This window comes from Bacillus sp. BPN334 (assembly GCF_008368885.1).
Taxonomy (GTDB): Bacteria; Bacillota; Bacilli; order Bacillales; family Bacillaceae_G; genus Bacillus_A; species Bacillus_A wiedmannii.
In genome coordinates this window covers 267,224-284,039 of record NZ_QOZW01000006.1, presented here as the reverse complement: position 1 = coordinate 284,039, position 16,816 = coordinate 267,224, and the positions used below count along the sequence as shown (strand labels likewise).

Here is a 16,816-nt window from a genome sequence, read left to right as displayed (position 1 = left end):
CTTTACATATTACAATATTTTTTGTAAAAATTGTTGCGCACGTTCACTTTTCGGTGCTACAAAAAATTCTGCTGGCGCACTATCTTCTACAAGCTTTCCACCATCTAAAAAGAGAACACGATCTGCTACTTCTTTTGCAAATCCCATTTCATGTGTAACAATCACCATTGTCATTCCTGTCGTAACTAATGATTTCATAACTTCTAACACTTCTTTTACCATCTCTGGATCTAGTGCCGATGTTGGTTCATCAAATAACATAACTTCTGGTTCCATCGCTAACGCTCTCGCAATTGCTACACGTTGCTTTTGTCCTCCCGAAAGACGATTGGGATACGTATCTTTTTTATCTAATAAACCGACCTTTTCTAAAAGTTTCTCGGCTTTCTTGTCAGCTTCTTGCTTCGTTACTCCTTTTACATTGATAGGAGCATACGTAATATTTTCTAATACAGTCATATGAGGAAATAGGTGAAAATGCTGAAATACCATTCCGACATTTTCACGAACGTGCATAATATTCGTTTTCGAATTCGTTACTTCTTCCGTTCCAATCCAAATGTGACCATTTGTCGGTGCTTCTAGCACATTCATACAACGTAAAAATGTTGATTTCCCTGATCCAGACGGTCCAATAATTGCTACTACTTCCCCTTTTTCAATCGTTGTTGTAATCCCTTTTAATACTTCGTTTTTTCCAAATGATTTATGAAGGTTTTCAATTTTAATCACTTTTCTTCATTCTCCCTTCAATTGCCTTCCCGACTAATGTAAGAATAATGACTAACATATAATAAATGAGTCCAACAAAAAGTAATGGCTCAAGATATTTAAACGTCTCACCGCCTACAATGTAAGCACGGCGCATTAAATCGGTCGCTCCTATTACTGTTACTACAGCCGATTCTTTCGTAAGTGTCGCAAACTCGTTCACAAGCGCTGGTAATATATTTTTTAATGCTTGAGGGAAAATGATATTTCGCATCATTTTCCCGTAAGGAATCCCTAAAGCCATAGCTGCTTCTGTTTGTCCTTTATCAACCGCTTGAATGCCGGCACGAATTACCTCTGACATATATGCACCTGAATTTAAGCTAAATGCTAATACAGCTGCTACGAATGCTGGTATTTCATAACCAATTATTTGCGGGACACCGAAATAAATAATCATTAATTGCAATACAAGTGGTGTACCACGGAAAATTGATGTATAAAAATCTGCCGCTATATTTAATGCTCGTATTCTAGCAATTTTGCAAAGCGCTAATAACGTTCCTAAAATAAACCCCACTAACGCTGATACTGCTACAATTTTTAAAGTAACTTCTAGGCCTTTTAGTATATATGGTATCGAAGGCGTAATCGCCGAAAAATCTAAGTTCATTCTTTTCATTCCCCTCACAGAAAAGTGAAAAGCAGCTTATTTTTCGCTGCCAAACCATTTCTTCACTAATTTATCCATTTCTCCATTTTCTTGCATTTTTTTAATTACTTTATTAAATTCTGCTGTTTTATCACTGTTTTTCGGAAGGGCAATTGCTGCTCCTACTTCTTCTGGTGCTTCTTTAATTTCAATTCCTTGTAATTCTTTCATTTTTTCTAAATAATTTTTAGCAACTGTGTCTTCTATAATTGCAGCGTCAAAACGACCAGCTTTAATTTCTTGTACGATCTCTGGTATACGGTCACGTCCCTCAACTTTGAAATCTACTTGTTTCTTAAATTCTGCTGCTTTCTCTTCTTGGATAGATCCTGTTTGTACCCCTACTTTTTTCCCTTTTAAATCCTCTACAGATTGAATATTAGAATCCTTTTTAGAAACGACCATGTTTTTCGCAACAAAATAAATATCTGTAAAATCAACATTATTTTTACGCTCTGCCGTTGGCGTCATACCTGCCATTACGAAATCAACTTTTCCTGAGCTAAGAGATGCTAATAAACCACCAAAATCCATATCTTTCACTTTCACTTCATAACCAAGTTCTTTTCCGATATATTTAGCAACATCAACATCAAAGCCGATAATTTCATCACTTTTTGAGGCTTCTACGTATTCATATGGTTTATAATCTGCTGAAGTCCCCATAACCAGTACTTTTTTATTTTTTCCAGTAGCCTTTTCTTCCCCATTACTACAAGCACTGAACATACTTACAATTAAAATAAGTGCAAACGATATTGATAATAACTTCTTCATCTTTCTTCCCCCTAATAATGTATATTTAAAAGTTTAATAGAATATTTATTCGATGTTTGTATTGTATCAGCACTTTAATTTTTATGCAATATATAAAATAAAAATAAATAAAATAACAATATTAATACCGTTTACAATGTATAAAATAATGCATAAAACAACATAACTATGCATATCCCATAAATTTTAATACTAAATAAAAAAGGCGGTACATCCACTTCATTGTGGACGTACCGCCTTTTCGCTTATATTTATAGTTCTTCACAATTCTCTTCGAAATAAGATTGTAGTTTTGCAATAACTTGCATTGGTTCATGACCTTCAATTTCATGACGTTCTACCATCGTTACAATTTTCCCATCTTTTAATAAAGCAAATGATGGTGAAGAAGGTGGATACCCTTCGAAATATTCACGAGCTCTTGCTGTTGCTTCTTTATCTTGACCTGCAAACACCGTTACAAGATGGTTAGGACGTTTATCATAATGTACGGAATGCGCAGCAGCAGGACGAGCAATACCACCTGCACAACCACATACAGAGTTTACCATTACAAGTGTTGTTCCATTTCTTTTAAACGCTTCTTCTACTGCTTCCGGCGTCGTCAATTCTGTATATCCAGCAGAGACAATCTCTTCACGTGCTTGGCGGACAACATCATTCATAAAAAAGTTAAAATTAATCAATCTTTTCCCTCCTCTAAAACTACCTATTTGTATCTTACCAGTTAATGTTTATGAAATACAAGTAAGTTTACTTGTATTTGGGTATAGAAAAGGTGTTAGAGCTCTTGCTCTAACACCTTTTCTTAATGGCCACGATGCTTTTGCTTTGCTTTTTGTACTTTGATTAAACGTCTTCTTTGTTTTTCAGCTTCTCGCTTCTCCTTAGATTGCACTTTCTTTTCTTGTTTATGCAATTCATAAGATAAGCTAATTGCCTCTTGCGCCTTAGTAAAACGGTTTATATTTACTTCTTTTGCTGCTTCTCGTATGATACGCTTTATATTTTTGGGACGCTGTTTTTCTTTCACTTCCACACCACATCTTGCAACGTGCTGAAAATAGGCTAACATTGGACCAGTCACAAATATAAGTATTTCTTCGTCTGACGGCTCCGTTCCAAAAATATACCTCGCTCCATACAATTTCCCTGTTTCTTTATGCGTAATAATTCCTACGAAAAATTGACCATCGTGATATACTGTCAAATCCATTGACAGCCCCTCCTTTAAAAAAATTAGAAATACGGGACATCCCGGAGGGGAAGGTTACTGACATGTAATCATGCGTCTGGACTACCAACCAGAACTGTGTTTTTGTATTTCTCTCACTATTATTATATCTCTTTTTCCATAATCTTCATATATTCGCCAATCATTTTTTTATGCGACCCTACAATATAGTCAGGTAGTTCTGTTAGTGGGAAGAATGTAAGCTGAACGGCTTCTTCTTTATTCATAACAAGCTCCCCTTCGTATTCATCCGTATAATAAGCTGTTGTGACAGATTGAAACTCATCACCATTTGCTAGTTTTGTAAAATAGTTCGCTCCAGAAAATATATTAATTAATCGCAAGTTCTTCACTTCTATTCCTGTCTCTTCATATACTTCACGGCCGGCTGTTTCTTCTGGTGATTCACCAAGCTCCATTAACCCACCAGGCAGCCCCCACTTTCCGTAAGGCTCTGTTCTTTGTTGCAATAAAACATCTCCATTTTCATTTATAACGAGTACAACAGCACCAACTAAAATTAAAGGGCGATGACCAACTATTTTTCGTAATTCTTCTACATATCCCATCGTATCGCCTCCTTTTTCGTTGTCCACACTATTGTATCATATGTATGAAACGACAAAATGCGTATATTTTTCATTTTTTTAACAAAATATTTATTTTATGTGCTTCATCTACTGTAGCTAACATAATGGATTTGACTTCTGCACTCTTCTCTAGAAATTCTCTCGCCCACTCTTCTGTTTTTCCTAATAAAGCAAGAACATCTTTCTGAATCTTCCCATCCTTTACTAATACAAAAGAAACTGGAGATCTTTTTCCCGCCACTTTCAGATCAAGCCGCGAAACTGCTTCATACTCTGGATACTGAAATATAGAAACAACACCATTCGCTTCCCACAATGCTAATTTAATCGTTTGAATATCGCTCACATTTCGCATACGAAGTTCCGCAAATAAATATTCCACCGTAATTCTCGCTTTTTTCAAATTGCTAAAATCAATGGAACCATTGTGTATAAGAATAATAGGTGCTGGCTCTAAAAAGCGTCTCCATCTATCCCATTTCAACATTAAGACTGAGCTTATAATGTGAAGTACAACGAGTATGAACGTTGTAATCATTGAGCCGAGTAACCCCACTTTTTCATCAGATAATGCATTAGAAATATTCCCACCAAGCAATAATACTAATACAACATCTAAAAAACGAAGTTGCGCGATGGACCTTTGCCCCATCGCTTTCGCAACTAATGTTAAAAATATGTATGCTATAATAGCCCGAATAACCCATTCACTATTAGAAAGATGCCGTGCCCCTTCAAAAATATGCATATGCATCACTTTGCACTCCTTACCCATCTCAAACTGCTATTCTGTTTTAGTTTGCAACGTTTAAGAGCATATATGTAAAAAAGCTGGTTCGTTTTTACACGAACCAGCTTTTTTATTTAACAGAAAACATATACTTTTTATACGTTTTCCGTACCGATAATATAAGACCCATCATAATCATATTTGAGAATAAGGAACTTCCTCCATATGATAAGAAAGGTAATGCAATCCCTTTTACAGGCATTAATCCAACGATCATACCGATGTTTTGGAATATTTGAACCGTTAATATTCCAATTGATCCAGCACATAATAATGTACCGAATAAATTATCAGCAGAATAACCGATAATAATTGTTCTATATAGTAGTAATAGGAACAAGAATACAACTAACGCTGCTACGATAAATCCACCTTCTTCGGCAATTGTAGCAAAAATAAAGTCAGTATGCTTCTCAGGGATATAGACGTTCCCTTCGCCAAATCCTTTCCCTTCCATACCGCCACTACCTACAGCTAAAATCGATTGCTGTGTTTGATAACCTTGATCTGTATGTTCGAATGGATCTAACCAACCTAAAATACGTGATTGTTGGTGAGGTTTTAGTAACGTAACTAACTTATTAAAGAAGAAATCTTCATACCTTACGTAAATAAATATTAACGCAGATAATATGGTGACTGGAATAACTGTACATAACGCTATTAATTTCTTCTGAATACCTGACATAAATAAAATACATGCAATTGCAGCAGCATATAAGAACACCATCCCTGTATCCGGTTGGCTATATACAACAGCCATAGGCGGGAGGGATACTAGCACAATTTTACCTACTAATTGTAAATCCGTTTGGAATGTCCTTGCCATATACTGTGCATTATGTTTCACTGCTATACTTGCTACTACGAGAAGCAATGAAATTTTGAAAAACTCAGATGGTTGAATTTGTCCAACTAACGGAAATACAAACCATCTTTTTGCACCTAATTTTTCAGGTGTGAAAGTGGAAACCGGTAGTATTTTCAAAAGAATAAGTGAACCAAATCCGACGATATAAAGTGGCCAAGACAATTTTTGTAATTGATCTAAGTCGATGCTTGCAACAAGCAATAACAATACAACTCCAATTATGTAGTTCAAACCCTGTTTCATCGCAAAGTTTGCCTCTCCATATTGGCCAGTTTGCTGACTGCTATATATAGCAGCTATACTCGTAACACATAATGCTAACAAAATTAATATTAATTTTACATCTAAACTTTTTAGAAACTCGGTACTTCTTTTCATGACATCCTCCTGAAACATTGTTACAGCAAAATAAAAAACCAGGAGTCAACATTCTTCATGTTTTGACGACTGATTACACATTATCTATAAAACACTTATATAGAATAACTCTCTTTTTCATACAATACAATATATTATACTACAGTTTCGTCAGTAAGATTTGCCAAAAAAATTATTCTTTTCTTATTTTATATCCATATACCATATATCAGCAATGTATTTTCATAAATTCCTAATACATAATCGTTCATTGTAAGATTACTGGGAAAGATATTATACATATAGTAGGATGTAGATGAAGAAATAAGATGATAAAAAGCTCGCATAAGCGAGCTTTTTATTAATATACAGATGTATTATTTTCTGACGTATTTTCTAAAATTTCTTTTACACGTCCTAAGAACTTACCACAAATTAAGCCATCTAGTACACGGTGATCAAGTGATAAACATAAGTTGACCATGTCGCGAGCACCGAACATACCATTATCCATAATTACTGGGCGTTTTACAATTGATTCAACTTGTAAAATAGCCGCTTGTGGGTAATTAATAATACCCATAGATTGAACAGAACCGAATGATCCTGTGTTATTAATTGTAAATGTTCCACCTTGCATTTCGTCCGCTTTTAACGATTTCGTACGTACTTTTCCTGCAAGCTCTGTAATTTCACGAGCGATACCTTTAATCGTCTTCTCATCCGCTTGTTTAATTACTGGTACAAATAGTTCGTCCTCTGTTGCAACAGCGATAGAAAGGTTAATATCTTTCTTCTGAACGATCTTATCCCCAGCCCACATTGAATTGATTTGAGGATACTCTTTTAACGCTTGCGCTACTGCTTTTACGAAGAAAGCAAAGAACGTTAAATTAAAGCCTTCGCGCTTTTTGAAATCACCTTTAATTGAATTACGGTATGACACTAGGTTTGTCACATCTACTTCAATCATCATCCAAGCATGTGGCGCTTCGTGTTTACTACGTAACATGTTCGCTGCAATTGCTTTACGCACACCTGTTACTGGAATTTCGATATCGCCAGGCATTGTTGGTACAGAAACTGGTTTTGCAGCTTCTACTTTTTGTGCTACCGGCGCTGCTTTTGGTGCTTCTGGACGCGCTTCTACTACTGCTGCTACCGCTTCCTCTTTCTTCGCACCTGCTTGCGGAATATTTCCAGATTCCACTAGCTTTAAAATATCTTTACGAGTGATACGGCCATTTGCTCCCGTACCTTCTACTAAATCTAAATCAACATTATGCTCACCTGCAAGTTTTAAAACAGCTGGTGAAAAACGTGGTTTTCCATCAGTTGGTTGTTTTGCTTTCGGTGCTTTTTCAGGCGTAGCTACTTCTGCCTTTGGTTCTTCTTTTGTTTTTTCCTCAACAGCTGTCGCTGCTACTTCATCTGCGCCTTCTACTTGAATAACACAAACTACTTCACCTACAGCTAACGTCTCACCTTCACCAGCAATTAATTCTTTCACAATACCAGTGAAAGAAGATGGTACTTCAGCATTTACTTTATCAGTCATTACTTCTGCAAGCGGATCATACTTGTTTACGTGATCGCCAACATTAACGAGCCATTTACTAATTGTACCCTCTGTAACGCTCTCCCCGAGCTGAGGCATTGTGATATTTTCTACAGCCATGTATAGTCCCCCCGATTAAAATTCCGCAAGTTCACGCATTGCTTTTTCAACTTTATCTGGATTTACCATAAAGAATTTTTCCATTGTTGGTGCATATGGCATTGCTGGAACGTCTGGACCTGCAAGACGTGCGATTGGCGCATCTAAATCAAACAGACAGTTTTCAGCAATAATTGCTGCCACTTCACTTATAATACTTCCTTCTTTATTGTCTTCTGTTACAAGAAGAACTTTACCTGTTTTAGAAGCTGCTTCAATGATTGCTTCTTTATCTAATGGATATACAGTACGTAAATCAAGAACATGTGCCGAGATGCCATCTTGCGCTAACTTTTCAGCTGCTTGAAGAGCAAAGTGAACACATAATCCGTACGTGATAACAGTAATATCATCACCTTCGCGTTTTACATCTGCTTTTCCGATTGGTAATACGTAATCATCCTCTGGCACTTCACCTTTAATTAAGCGATATGCACGCTTATGCTCAAAGAATAATACTGGATCTTCATCACGAATTGCTGCTTTTAATAAACCTTTTGCATCATATGGTGTAGAAGGAATAACAATTTTTAAACCTGGTTGGTTCGCAAACATCGCTTCCACAGATTGTGAATGATACAATGCACCGTGAACACCGCCGCCAAATGGCGCACGAATTGTAACTGGACAAGTCCAATCGTTATTAGAACGATAACGAATTTTTGCTGCCTCAGAAACAATTTGGTTTACTGCTGGCATGATGAAATCAGCAAACTGCATTTCAGCGATTGGACGCATACCATACATTGCCGCACCAATTGCTACCCCAGCAATTGCAGATTCTGCAAGCGGTGCATCAAGCGCACGATCTTCACCAAATTGATCATATAATCCGTGTGTCGCTTTAAATACGCCACCTTTTTTACCAACATCTTCACCTAAAACAAATACTTTCTCATCGCGTTCCATTTCTTCGCGCATTGCTAATGTAATAGCATCAATATAAGACATTACAGCCATGAAACGTTCCCCCCTATTCTGCGTATACGTGCTTCAATGCATCTTCAGGTGCTGCATACGGAGCATTTTCTGCATATTCTGTTGCTTCATTTACGATATGCATAATTTCGTCTAACATTTGTTTTTCAAATTCCTCAGTTAACACGCCAGCTTCTTTTAAATAAGCTGCAAATGTTATGATTGAATCTTTTTTCTTTGCTTCTTCTACTTCTTCTTTATCACGATAAACACGATCATCGTCGTCACTAGAATGTGCTGTTAAACGATATGATACTGTTTCAATTAAAGTTGGGCCTTCACCACGACGGCCGCGGTCTGCTGCCTCTTTTACAGCTTTATATACTGCAAGCGGATCGTTTCCGTCTATTGTATATCCAGGCATACCGTAACCAATTGCACGATCTGATACGTTTTTACATGCTAATTGTTTTTCAACTGGAATAGAGATTGCGTATTTATTATTTTCACACATGAAAATAACAGGTAGTTTGTGTACACCAGCAAAGTTTGCCCCTTCATGGAAGTCACCTTGGTTTGAAGAACCTTCTCCAAATGTAACAAACGTTACTAAATCTTTCTTTTCCATTTTTCCAGCTAATGCAATACCAACTGCATGTGGTACTTGCGTTGTTACTGGAGATGATCCTGTCACAATACGATTTTTCTTTTGACCGAAGTGACCAGGCATTTGACGACCACCAGAGTTTGGATCTCCAGCTTTCGCGAAAGCAGACAACATAAGCTCTTTAGCTGTCATGCCGAACGCTAGTACAACACCCATATCACGGTAGTATGGTAATGCATAATCTTTTTCTCTATCAAGAGCGAATGCTGCTCCAACTTGTGCAGCCTCTTGTCCTTGACAAGAAATTACGAATGGAATTTTACCCGCACGGTTTAATAACCACATACGTTCGTCGATTTTACGTGCAAGTAACATCGTACGGAACATTTCTAATACTTGCTCATCACTTAAGCCAAGCTCTTCATGGCGCTTTTCTTTTACTTCTGCCATTTTTCATAACCTCCTAAATCCACATTTTTATGCGTGCAACGCTTTTCCATCTACAGCTAATGCTGCTTCACCAATCGCCTCAGATAATGATGGATGCGGATGAATTGTATGTGCTACTTCCCACGGTGTTGCATCAAGTACTCTTGCAAGACCAGCTTCAGAAATCATATCTGTTACATGTGGTCCAATCATATGAACACCAAGAATGTCATTTGTTTCTTCATCAACTACAAGTTTTACGAAACCATCTGATTCGCCGTATACAAGTGCTTTTCCGATTGCACGGAATGAGAACTTACCTACTTTTAACTTATAGCCTTTTTCTTTCGCTTCTTGCTCTGTTAAACCGACAGAAGCAACTTCCGGACTGCTATATACGCATTTTGATACCATAGAGTAATCAATTGGTGTAACTTCTTTACCAGCAATATGTTCTACTGCAACTATTCCTTCATGAGAAGCAACGTGAGCAAGTTGTAAGCCACCGATTACATCTCCAATTGCGTAAATATGAGATTCTTTCGTTTGATAAAACTCATTTGTTTGAATGTATCCTTTTTCCACAACGATATCCGTATTCTCTAAACCAATATTTTGCGTATTGGCTTGTCTTCCTACAGATACAAGCATTTTTTCTGCTTTAAATTCTTTATTCTCACCGTTATGTTCAGCTTGAATTGTTACTCCATTATCTTTTACCAATGTTTCTGGTAATACTTTTGCACCAGTTACCACTTTAATACCTTTTTTCTTGAATAGACGTTGCATTTCTTTTGAAACGTCCTGATCTTCTAGTGGTAATATCGTTTTCGCATACTCTAATACTGTAACTTCTACACCGAAGTCAGCAAGCATAGATGCCCACTCAATACCGATTACACCGCCACCAACGATAATAATTGAGCTAGGAAGCGTTTCCATTCTTAGGGCATGATCGGAAGACATTACATACTCTCCGTCTAATTCTAAACCTGGTAATGAATTCGGACGAGAACCTGTTGCAACAAGTACATTTTTTGGAATTAACATTTCATTCTCTTCTCCACTTGCAAGTTCAACTGAAATTGTCCCTGGCATTGGAGAGAAAATAGATGGGCCAAGAATACGGCCGATACCTTCAAACACATCAATTTTACCTTGTTTCATTAAGTGTTGAACACCTTTATGAAGTTGTGTTACAATCTTCTCTTTACGCTCTTGCACTTTCGCAAAGTTTAGTTCTACATTACTTGCAATAACTCCGAACTCTTCGCTTTTTTTAGCAGTTGCGTATACTTCCGCACTACGTAAAAGAGCTTTACTAGGAATACATCCTTTGTGCAAACAAGTACCACCAAGATTTTCTTTTTCAACAAGTGCAGTTTTTAAACCTAGTTGTGATGCTCGAATAGCAGCAACATATCCACCAGTACCGCCGCCAACGATGACTAAATCATATTCTCTTGCCATTATCTCAACCCCTAGCTACTGTTTGTTTTTCTCGTACAACATACTCTTTCGGTGCTTCTTCTTCACGTAATACACGAAGTGCTCCTTCTGCTAATGCTTGTAATTCATCTTCCCCTGGATGTACGATAACATCTGCAATCCAGTCAACACGTTCTTTTATTTCATCAACAAGAATTTTACTGTACGCAAGTCCACCAGTTAAAACGATTGCATCGATTTTCCCGTGAAGTACAGCGCTAGCTCCGCCAATCTCTTTTGCAACTTGATATGCCATTGCTTTATAAATAAGAGTTGCTTCCGGATCACCTTTTTCAACCATTTGTTCTACTTTGATCGCATCATTTGTACCGATTAGGCTTACAAGTCCACCTTGTCCAACAAGTTTTTTAACCATTTCGTCACGGTAATACTCACCAGAGAAACACATCTCAACTAATTGCCCTACCGGTACTGTACCCGCACGCTCTGGACTAAATGGTCCTTCTCCGTTTAAGCCGTTATTCACATCAATAACTTTTCCTTTTTTATGAGCACCAACTGTAATACCGCCACCCATATGTGTAACTAATAAATTTAAATCCTCGTATTTGTGATTTAATTCTTCAGCCACTTTACGAGCAACCGCTTTTTGGTTTAATGCATGGAAAATACTTTTACGTTCCATACCAGCAATACCGCTTATACGAGCAATCGGCTCCATTTCATCTACAACGACAGGATCTACTATGAATGCCGGAATATTTAATCCAGAAGCGATTTCATATGCTAAAATGCCTCCAAGGTTTGAAGCATGATGACCGCTAAACCCATTTTTTAAATCTTCTAACATCGAATCGTTTACTGTGTATGTTCCGCCTTCGATTGGACGAAGTAATCCCCCACGCCCACAAACTGCGTTTAATTTTGAAATGTTAATACCGTGAGAATGTAGAACTTCTAAAATCGTTTCTTTGCGAAACTCATATTGATCGATAATTCTCTTATATTTTCCAATTTGTTCTTCGTCATGACGAATAGTTTCTTCTAAAACAGGTCTTTCATTATCAAAAACACCAATTTTTGTGGATGTACTACCCGGATTAATAACAAGAATTCGATTTAAAGACACTGTTGCTACCTCCACTAATAAATTCAAAAGGAGGTGGAAACCTCATAAGAGGTAACCACACCTTTTGTAAAAGTAATATATGAATGATTAGCGACGACTAATAATGTCGTGACCGTTGCGTAAGTATGTGCTACGAGAGTTTTTCAAGCTTGCAATGCGCTCTTCAGCTAGACGATCTGCTGCTACATAAGTTGCTATGCCATCACGTTTTGAAATTTCGATTACTTTTGCAATTGTGTCATAAATAGACTCAACACGTTTTAGTGCACGTTCTCTATTGTATCCATATAATTCGTCTGCTACGTTAATTACACCACCAGCATTAATAACATAGTCTGGTGCGTATACAATACCCATTTCATGAATCATGTCGCCGTGACGATTTTCTTTTAATTGGTTATTTGCAGAACCTGCGATTACTTTTGCTTTAAGTTGTGGAATAGTTTCGTCATTAACTGTTGCGCCTAATGCACATGGTGCGTAAATATCACATTCAACACCGTAAATTTCATTTGGCTCAACTGCCGATGCACCGAATTCTTCTACCGCGCGTTGTACAGCTTCTTTATTAATATCTGTAACGATTAATTTTGCTCCTTCAGCGTGTAAATGTTTGCATAGGTGATATGCTACGTTACCAACACCTTGAACAGCAATTACTTTTCCTTCTAAATTATCAGTACCGAAAGCCTCTTTCGCAGCTGCTTTCATACCACGATAAACACCGTATGCAGTTACTGGAGATGGGTTACCAGAAGAACCGAATGATGGTGAAATACCTGTTACAAAATCAGTTTCTTCGTGAATAATATCCATATCATCTACTGTTGTACCAACATCTTCAGCTGTAATGTAACGTCCGTTTAGTCCTTGAATGTATCGTCCTAATGCACGGAACATCGCTTCACTCTTATCTTTACGTGGATCACCGATAATTACTGTTTTCGCACCACCTAAGTTTAAGCCAGCTGCTGCGTTTTTGTATGTCATCCCTTTTGCAAGACGCAATGCATCTTCAATCGCCGCTTCTTCAGAATCATATGTCCACATTCTTGTTCCACCAAGAGCTGGTCCAAGTGTTGTATCATGAATTGCAATGATTGCTTTTAAACCAGATTCTTTATCTTGACAAAATACTACTTGCTCATAATCATATTTTTCTAAGTATTCGAAGATTTCTAATGTCATTGTCGTTTCCCCCTAGTGATTTACCCTGTTTGGTTTATTTTGAAGCAGTCGTAACTGCCAATGCTAATGAATATACTTTTGTTTCTGCTGAATCAGCACGAGATGTTAAAACAATCGGTGCTTTTGCGCCAGCAATCATAGCTCCTACTTTTGCATCCGCAAAGTATACGAGTGATTTGTATAGCACATTTCCAGCTTCAATCGTTGGGACGAGTAAAATGTCTGCCTTACCTGCTACATCACTTACTATGCCTTTATGTTCTGCTGCAATTTGTGATACTGCATTATCTAAAGCAAGTGGTCCATCAACGACACAATTTTTAATTTGTCCGCGGCGATTCATTTGAGTTAACATCGCGGCATCAATTGTCGCTTGCATCGCAGGATTAACAACCTCTACCGCTGCAATTGGTGCTACCTTCGGCAAATCTATTCCTATTGCCTGGGCAACTTCTACAGTATTCTGTATAATAGCAGCTTTTTGTGTTACATCAGGTGCAATGTTCATCGCTGCATCTGTAACAAAGATAAGACGATCGTAATTTGGAACTTCAAATGCTGCAACGTGTGAAAGTACGCTACCTTTACGAAGTCCCCACTCTTTATTTAATACAGCTTTCAAAATATTTGCTGTTGGGATGTTTCCCTTCATAAGAACATCTGCTTCGCCATTTCTTACAGCTTTAACAGAAAGTTCAGCAGCCTCAGCACTTGACGCTGCTGCAATCACTTCAATGTGTTCTGAAGTTTGTAAACCATGTTCTTGTAGCATCCCCATTATTTTTTCTTGATTTCCATATAGACGAAATTGAGCTAGCTGTAATTTAATTGCTTTCGCTACAGCTTCAACTACTTCATGATCTTCAGCTACTGCTACAGCCACAGTTTTTTTAGGCTGTCCTGCTGCTTGATCAATTAAGTGTTCTAACTTCATATTTTGTAATCAACCCTTTCCGTCGTCCCTCGTCTATTTATAAAGCAAATACCGTGCCAACTTTCAAAAGTGGTCTTACCAATAATGAAAACGCATTCAAAATGCAGTAAAATCAATACTTTGGAAAATAACAAAACATTCTGTCTTGTTTTGTCGTATTTTGTATACCATGCAATAAATTGCATGGTACGCAATTTATTGCATGCTATTTTTTGCACACTCATACTTTTCTAGCTTGTAATATAAATTTCGAACCGAAATTCCTAACGCTCTTGCAGTTTTTGTTTTATTTCCATCAAACCTCTCTAAACATTCATGAATGATATGCCCTTCAAACTCTGTCACTAAATGTTCAAGTGGCTTTTCTTCTAATTCAGGTAATAAGTTATTTTGTTTTACCTCAGTCTGCTCTTCTGTATGTAAAGGTGGTAAATGATGGACATCAATATATATTTCGTTATAATTCATAAAGATAATAGCTCGTCCTAAAATGTTTTCAAGCTCTCTCACATTTCCTGGCCATTCATATGATTGTAAATATGAAATAGCCGAATCAGTGAGCCCCTCTACATTCCGGCCATAATCTTGGTTAATTTTTTGAATCAACCTGTCTGCAATTGCCGGTATATCTCCTTTTCGCTGACGAAGAGACGGAATTTGAATTGGAATTTTATTTAATCGATAATATAAATCCTCTCTAAACCCTCCTTCTAGAATGCCCTTTTCTAAATTCACATGTGTTGCTGCAATTACCCGGACATTTATAGGTATCGCTTTCGTTCCACCAACTTTTACAATTTCTTTTTCTTGCAACACGCGAAGGAGTTTCGCTTGCGTATTTGCAGACAATTCTCCTATTTCATCTAAAAAGATACTACCGTTATTCGCTTCCTCAAAAAAACCTCGTTTTCCGCCTCTTTTTGCTCCTGAGAATGCACCTTCCTCATAACCGAATAATTCACTTTCTAATAAAGTCTCGGAAATAGCAGCACAGTTTACCCGGACGAATTTATTATATTTTCGATTACTTCCATTATGAATTGCATGTGCAAACAATTCTTTACCCGTTCCGGATTCTCCGCGTAGCAATACTGTTGCTGGTGTATTCGCCCCAAGTTTCGCCTGCTCAATAGCAGCCGTTGTTTCATCTGAATTTCCGACAATGTCATCAAATGAATATTTCGCTTCTAACGTTCGAATAATTTGCCTTGCCCTATTCAATTCATTTGTTAACTTTTGAATTTCTGATACGTCACGAATTACACCAACGCTTCCTTTCAATATCCCATCCACTATAACTGGCGCTACGTTTACAATTACATCACGCTTCTTTTGTCCAATCTTCATATGTATTCCGCGTACCGCCCTACGCGTTCGAAGTACTTTCATATGCATACTTTCACCTTCTACAATATCAGTTGTAGCCGGTTTCCCAATAATGTCCTCTTCCGTTAAACCTGTTAATTTCGTATACGCAGGGTTAATTACTAATCCTCTTCCCTTTTCATCCACGACCGAAATTGCTTCCTCAGACGAGTTGATAATCGCCTCAAGTAACGTTTGAATCTCCTTTAAATCTGTAACTTCTTCCGCAAGATCTACAACCTCTGTTATATCTTTAAAAATCGCAAATGCCCCTTGTACTTCTCCTCCCTCTTTTAATATTGGAATACGGGTTGTAATAATTTTCTTTTCATTCTCTAATGTCAGTTCATAATTTACTTCTATTTGTTTCGTACGTATAATACGAAGCAACTTACTAGTCGGAATAACTTCTAAAATATATTTCCCTACCGCATCTTCTTTTTTATATCCGATAATACGCTCTGCACTTTTATTAAATAGGCGTACTTGTCCATCTCGATCAATCACAATCATACCGTCATGCGTAGAATTTAAAATTAAATCCCCTTGCTGCGTCTGTTCTTCTAACTTTCCAATTAAACCTTCCTTCTCATGTGCTAATCTCGTAACAATTTTCGCAATATCACCTGGTATAAGAAGAGTATCTTTATGCTTTTTCTTTATTAAATCTTTATGTAAATCATCGTCACCCGTCATATCAAACATTACATCAATATGCATAGAAAGAAACGGCGTTACACTCTCTCCAATTGTAACCCCGTATTCCTTAGCCATTTGTAATCCCTTCGCTATCGGATTTATATCAATAATCCCTATAATTTGAAATATATTCGAACTTTGCAACAGATTCAGCAGTGTACTGCCACCTTCACCTGCACCAACAATTAAAACTTTTTGTTTCATATATTACACTTCCTCTCGAAGTATCTCTGCAAAATTTTTCACACCCTTATCTTACTCGTTCAGCCCCCTCTTGACAAACCCCCTTTTCATATAACATCATTGAAATAAACAAAATAATCTGAAAAGGAGCGTTTA

At 37.3% G+C, this 16,816-nt stretch carries 16 protein-coding genes; all 16 read right to left on the bottom strand.

Translation table 11 applies throughout. The features are described 5' to 3' along the window. Positions 1-9: 9 nt before the first annotated feature. On the bottom strand, positions 10-732 hold the full coding sequence (locus DN393_RS08460; protein ID WP_088048135.1) for an amino acid ABC transporter ATP-binding protein: 723 nt from the start codon (positions 730-732) through the stop codon (positions 10-12). Then, positions 725-1,384 (bottom strand): amino acid ABC transporter permease, encoded by a 660-nt coding sequence (locus DN393_RS08455; protein WP_001046922.1) that lies wholly within the window; start codon positions 1,382-1,384, stop codon positions 725-727. Before DN393_RS08455 ends, DN393_RS08460 begins: the two co-directional genes overlap by 8 nt. Before the next feature lie 36 nt (positions 1,385-1,420). Further along, positions 1,421-2,200 carry a transporter substrate-binding domain-containing protein gene (locus tag DN393_RS08450; RefSeq protein WP_000735475.1) on the bottom strand — a complete coding sequence of 260 codons (780 nt, stop codon included), beginning with the start codon at positions 2,198-2,200 and terminating at the stop codon, positions 1,421-1,423. A 251-nt stretch (positions 2,201-2,451) separates the two neighbouring features. Then, positions 2,452-2,865, bottom strand: a complete 414-nt coding sequence (locus DN393_RS08445; protein ID WP_001979317.1) for a BrxA/BrxB family bacilliredoxin — start codon at positions 2,863-2,865, stop codon at positions 2,452-2,454. 143 nt (positions 2,866-3,008) lie between these two features. Further along, a complete protein-coding gene (locus DN393_RS08440) occupies positions 3,009-3,416 on the bottom strand; it encodes a YjdF family protein (RefSeq protein ID WP_088048134.1) in 408 nt (135 codons plus the stop codon). Positions 3,417-3,538: 122 nt separating this feature from the next. Continuing rightward, positions 3,539-4,003, bottom strand: coding sequence for an NUDIX hydrolase (locus DN393_RS08435; protein WP_064474839.1), 465 nt, complete (start codon positions 4,001-4,003; stop codon positions 3,539-3,541). A gap of 70 nt (positions 4,004-4,073) precedes the next feature. Then, positions 4,074-4,778, bottom strand: a complete 705-nt coding sequence (locus tag DN393_RS08430) for a DUF421 domain-containing protein (RefSeq protein WP_064474838.1) — start codon at positions 4,776-4,778, stop codon at positions 4,074-4,076. A gap of 106 nt (positions 4,779-4,884) precedes the next feature. Further along, positions 4,885-6,063: an FtsW/RodA/SpoVE family cell cycle protein gene (locus DN393_RS08425; RefSeq protein ID WP_000831201.1), complete on the bottom strand. Its 1,179-nt coding sequence runs from the start codon at positions 6,061-6,063 to the stop codon at positions 4,885-4,887. Positions 6,064-6,403: 340 nt separating this feature from the next. Next, entirely contained in the window at positions 6,404-7,720 is a 1,317-nt protein-coding gene (locus DN393_RS08415) for a dihydrolipoamide acetyltransferase family protein (protein ID WP_149173443.1), read from the bottom strand. Between the two features lie 15 nt (positions 7,721-7,735). Continuing rightward, a complete protein-coding gene (gene bfmBAB / locus DN393_RS08410) occupies positions 7,736-8,719 on the bottom strand; it encodes a 3-methyl-2-oxobutanoate dehydrogenase subunit beta (RefSeq protein WP_000290073.1) in 984 nt (327 codons plus the stop codon). Positions 8,720-8,732: 13 nt separating this feature from the next. Continuing rightward, positions 8,733-9,734, bottom strand: coding sequence for a 3-methyl-2-oxobutanoate dehydrogenase subunit alpha (bfmBAA, locus tag DN393_RS08405; RefSeq protein WP_000852549.1), 1,002 nt, complete (start codon positions 9,732-9,734; stop codon positions 8,733-8,735). A gap of 27 nt (positions 9,735-9,761) precedes the next feature. Continuing rightward, entirely contained in the window at positions 9,762-11,183 is a 1,422-nt protein-coding gene (lpdA, locus tag DN393_RS08400) for a dihydrolipoyl dehydrogenase (RefSeq protein ID WP_088048132.1), read from the bottom strand. A 4-nt stretch (positions 11,184-11,187) separates the two neighbouring features. Beyond that, entirely contained in the window at positions 11,188-12,291 is a 1,104-nt protein-coding gene (gene buk, locus DN393_RS08395; RefSeq protein WP_000056195.1) for a butyrate kinase, read from the bottom strand. A gap of 87 nt (positions 12,292-12,378) precedes the next feature. Beyond that, entirely contained in the window at positions 12,379-13,479 is a 1,101-nt protein-coding gene (locus tag DN393_RS08390; protein WP_000171359.1) for a leucine dehydrogenase, read from the bottom strand. A gap of 34 nt (positions 13,480-13,513) precedes the next feature. Then, positions 13,514-14,413 carry a phosphate butyryltransferase gene (yqiS, locus tag DN393_RS08385; protein ID WP_149173442.1) on the bottom strand — a complete coding sequence of 300 codons (900 nt, stop codon included), beginning with the start codon at positions 14,411-14,413 and terminating at the stop codon, positions 13,514-13,516. A 195-nt stretch (positions 14,414-14,608) separates the two neighbouring features. Beyond that, on the bottom strand, positions 14,609-16,681 hold the full coding sequence (locus tag DN393_RS08375; RefSeq protein ID WP_064474834.1) for a sigma-54 interaction domain-containing protein: 2,073 nt from the start codon (positions 16,679-16,681) through the stop codon (positions 14,609-14,611). Positions 16,682-16,816: the final 135 nt, after the last annotated feature.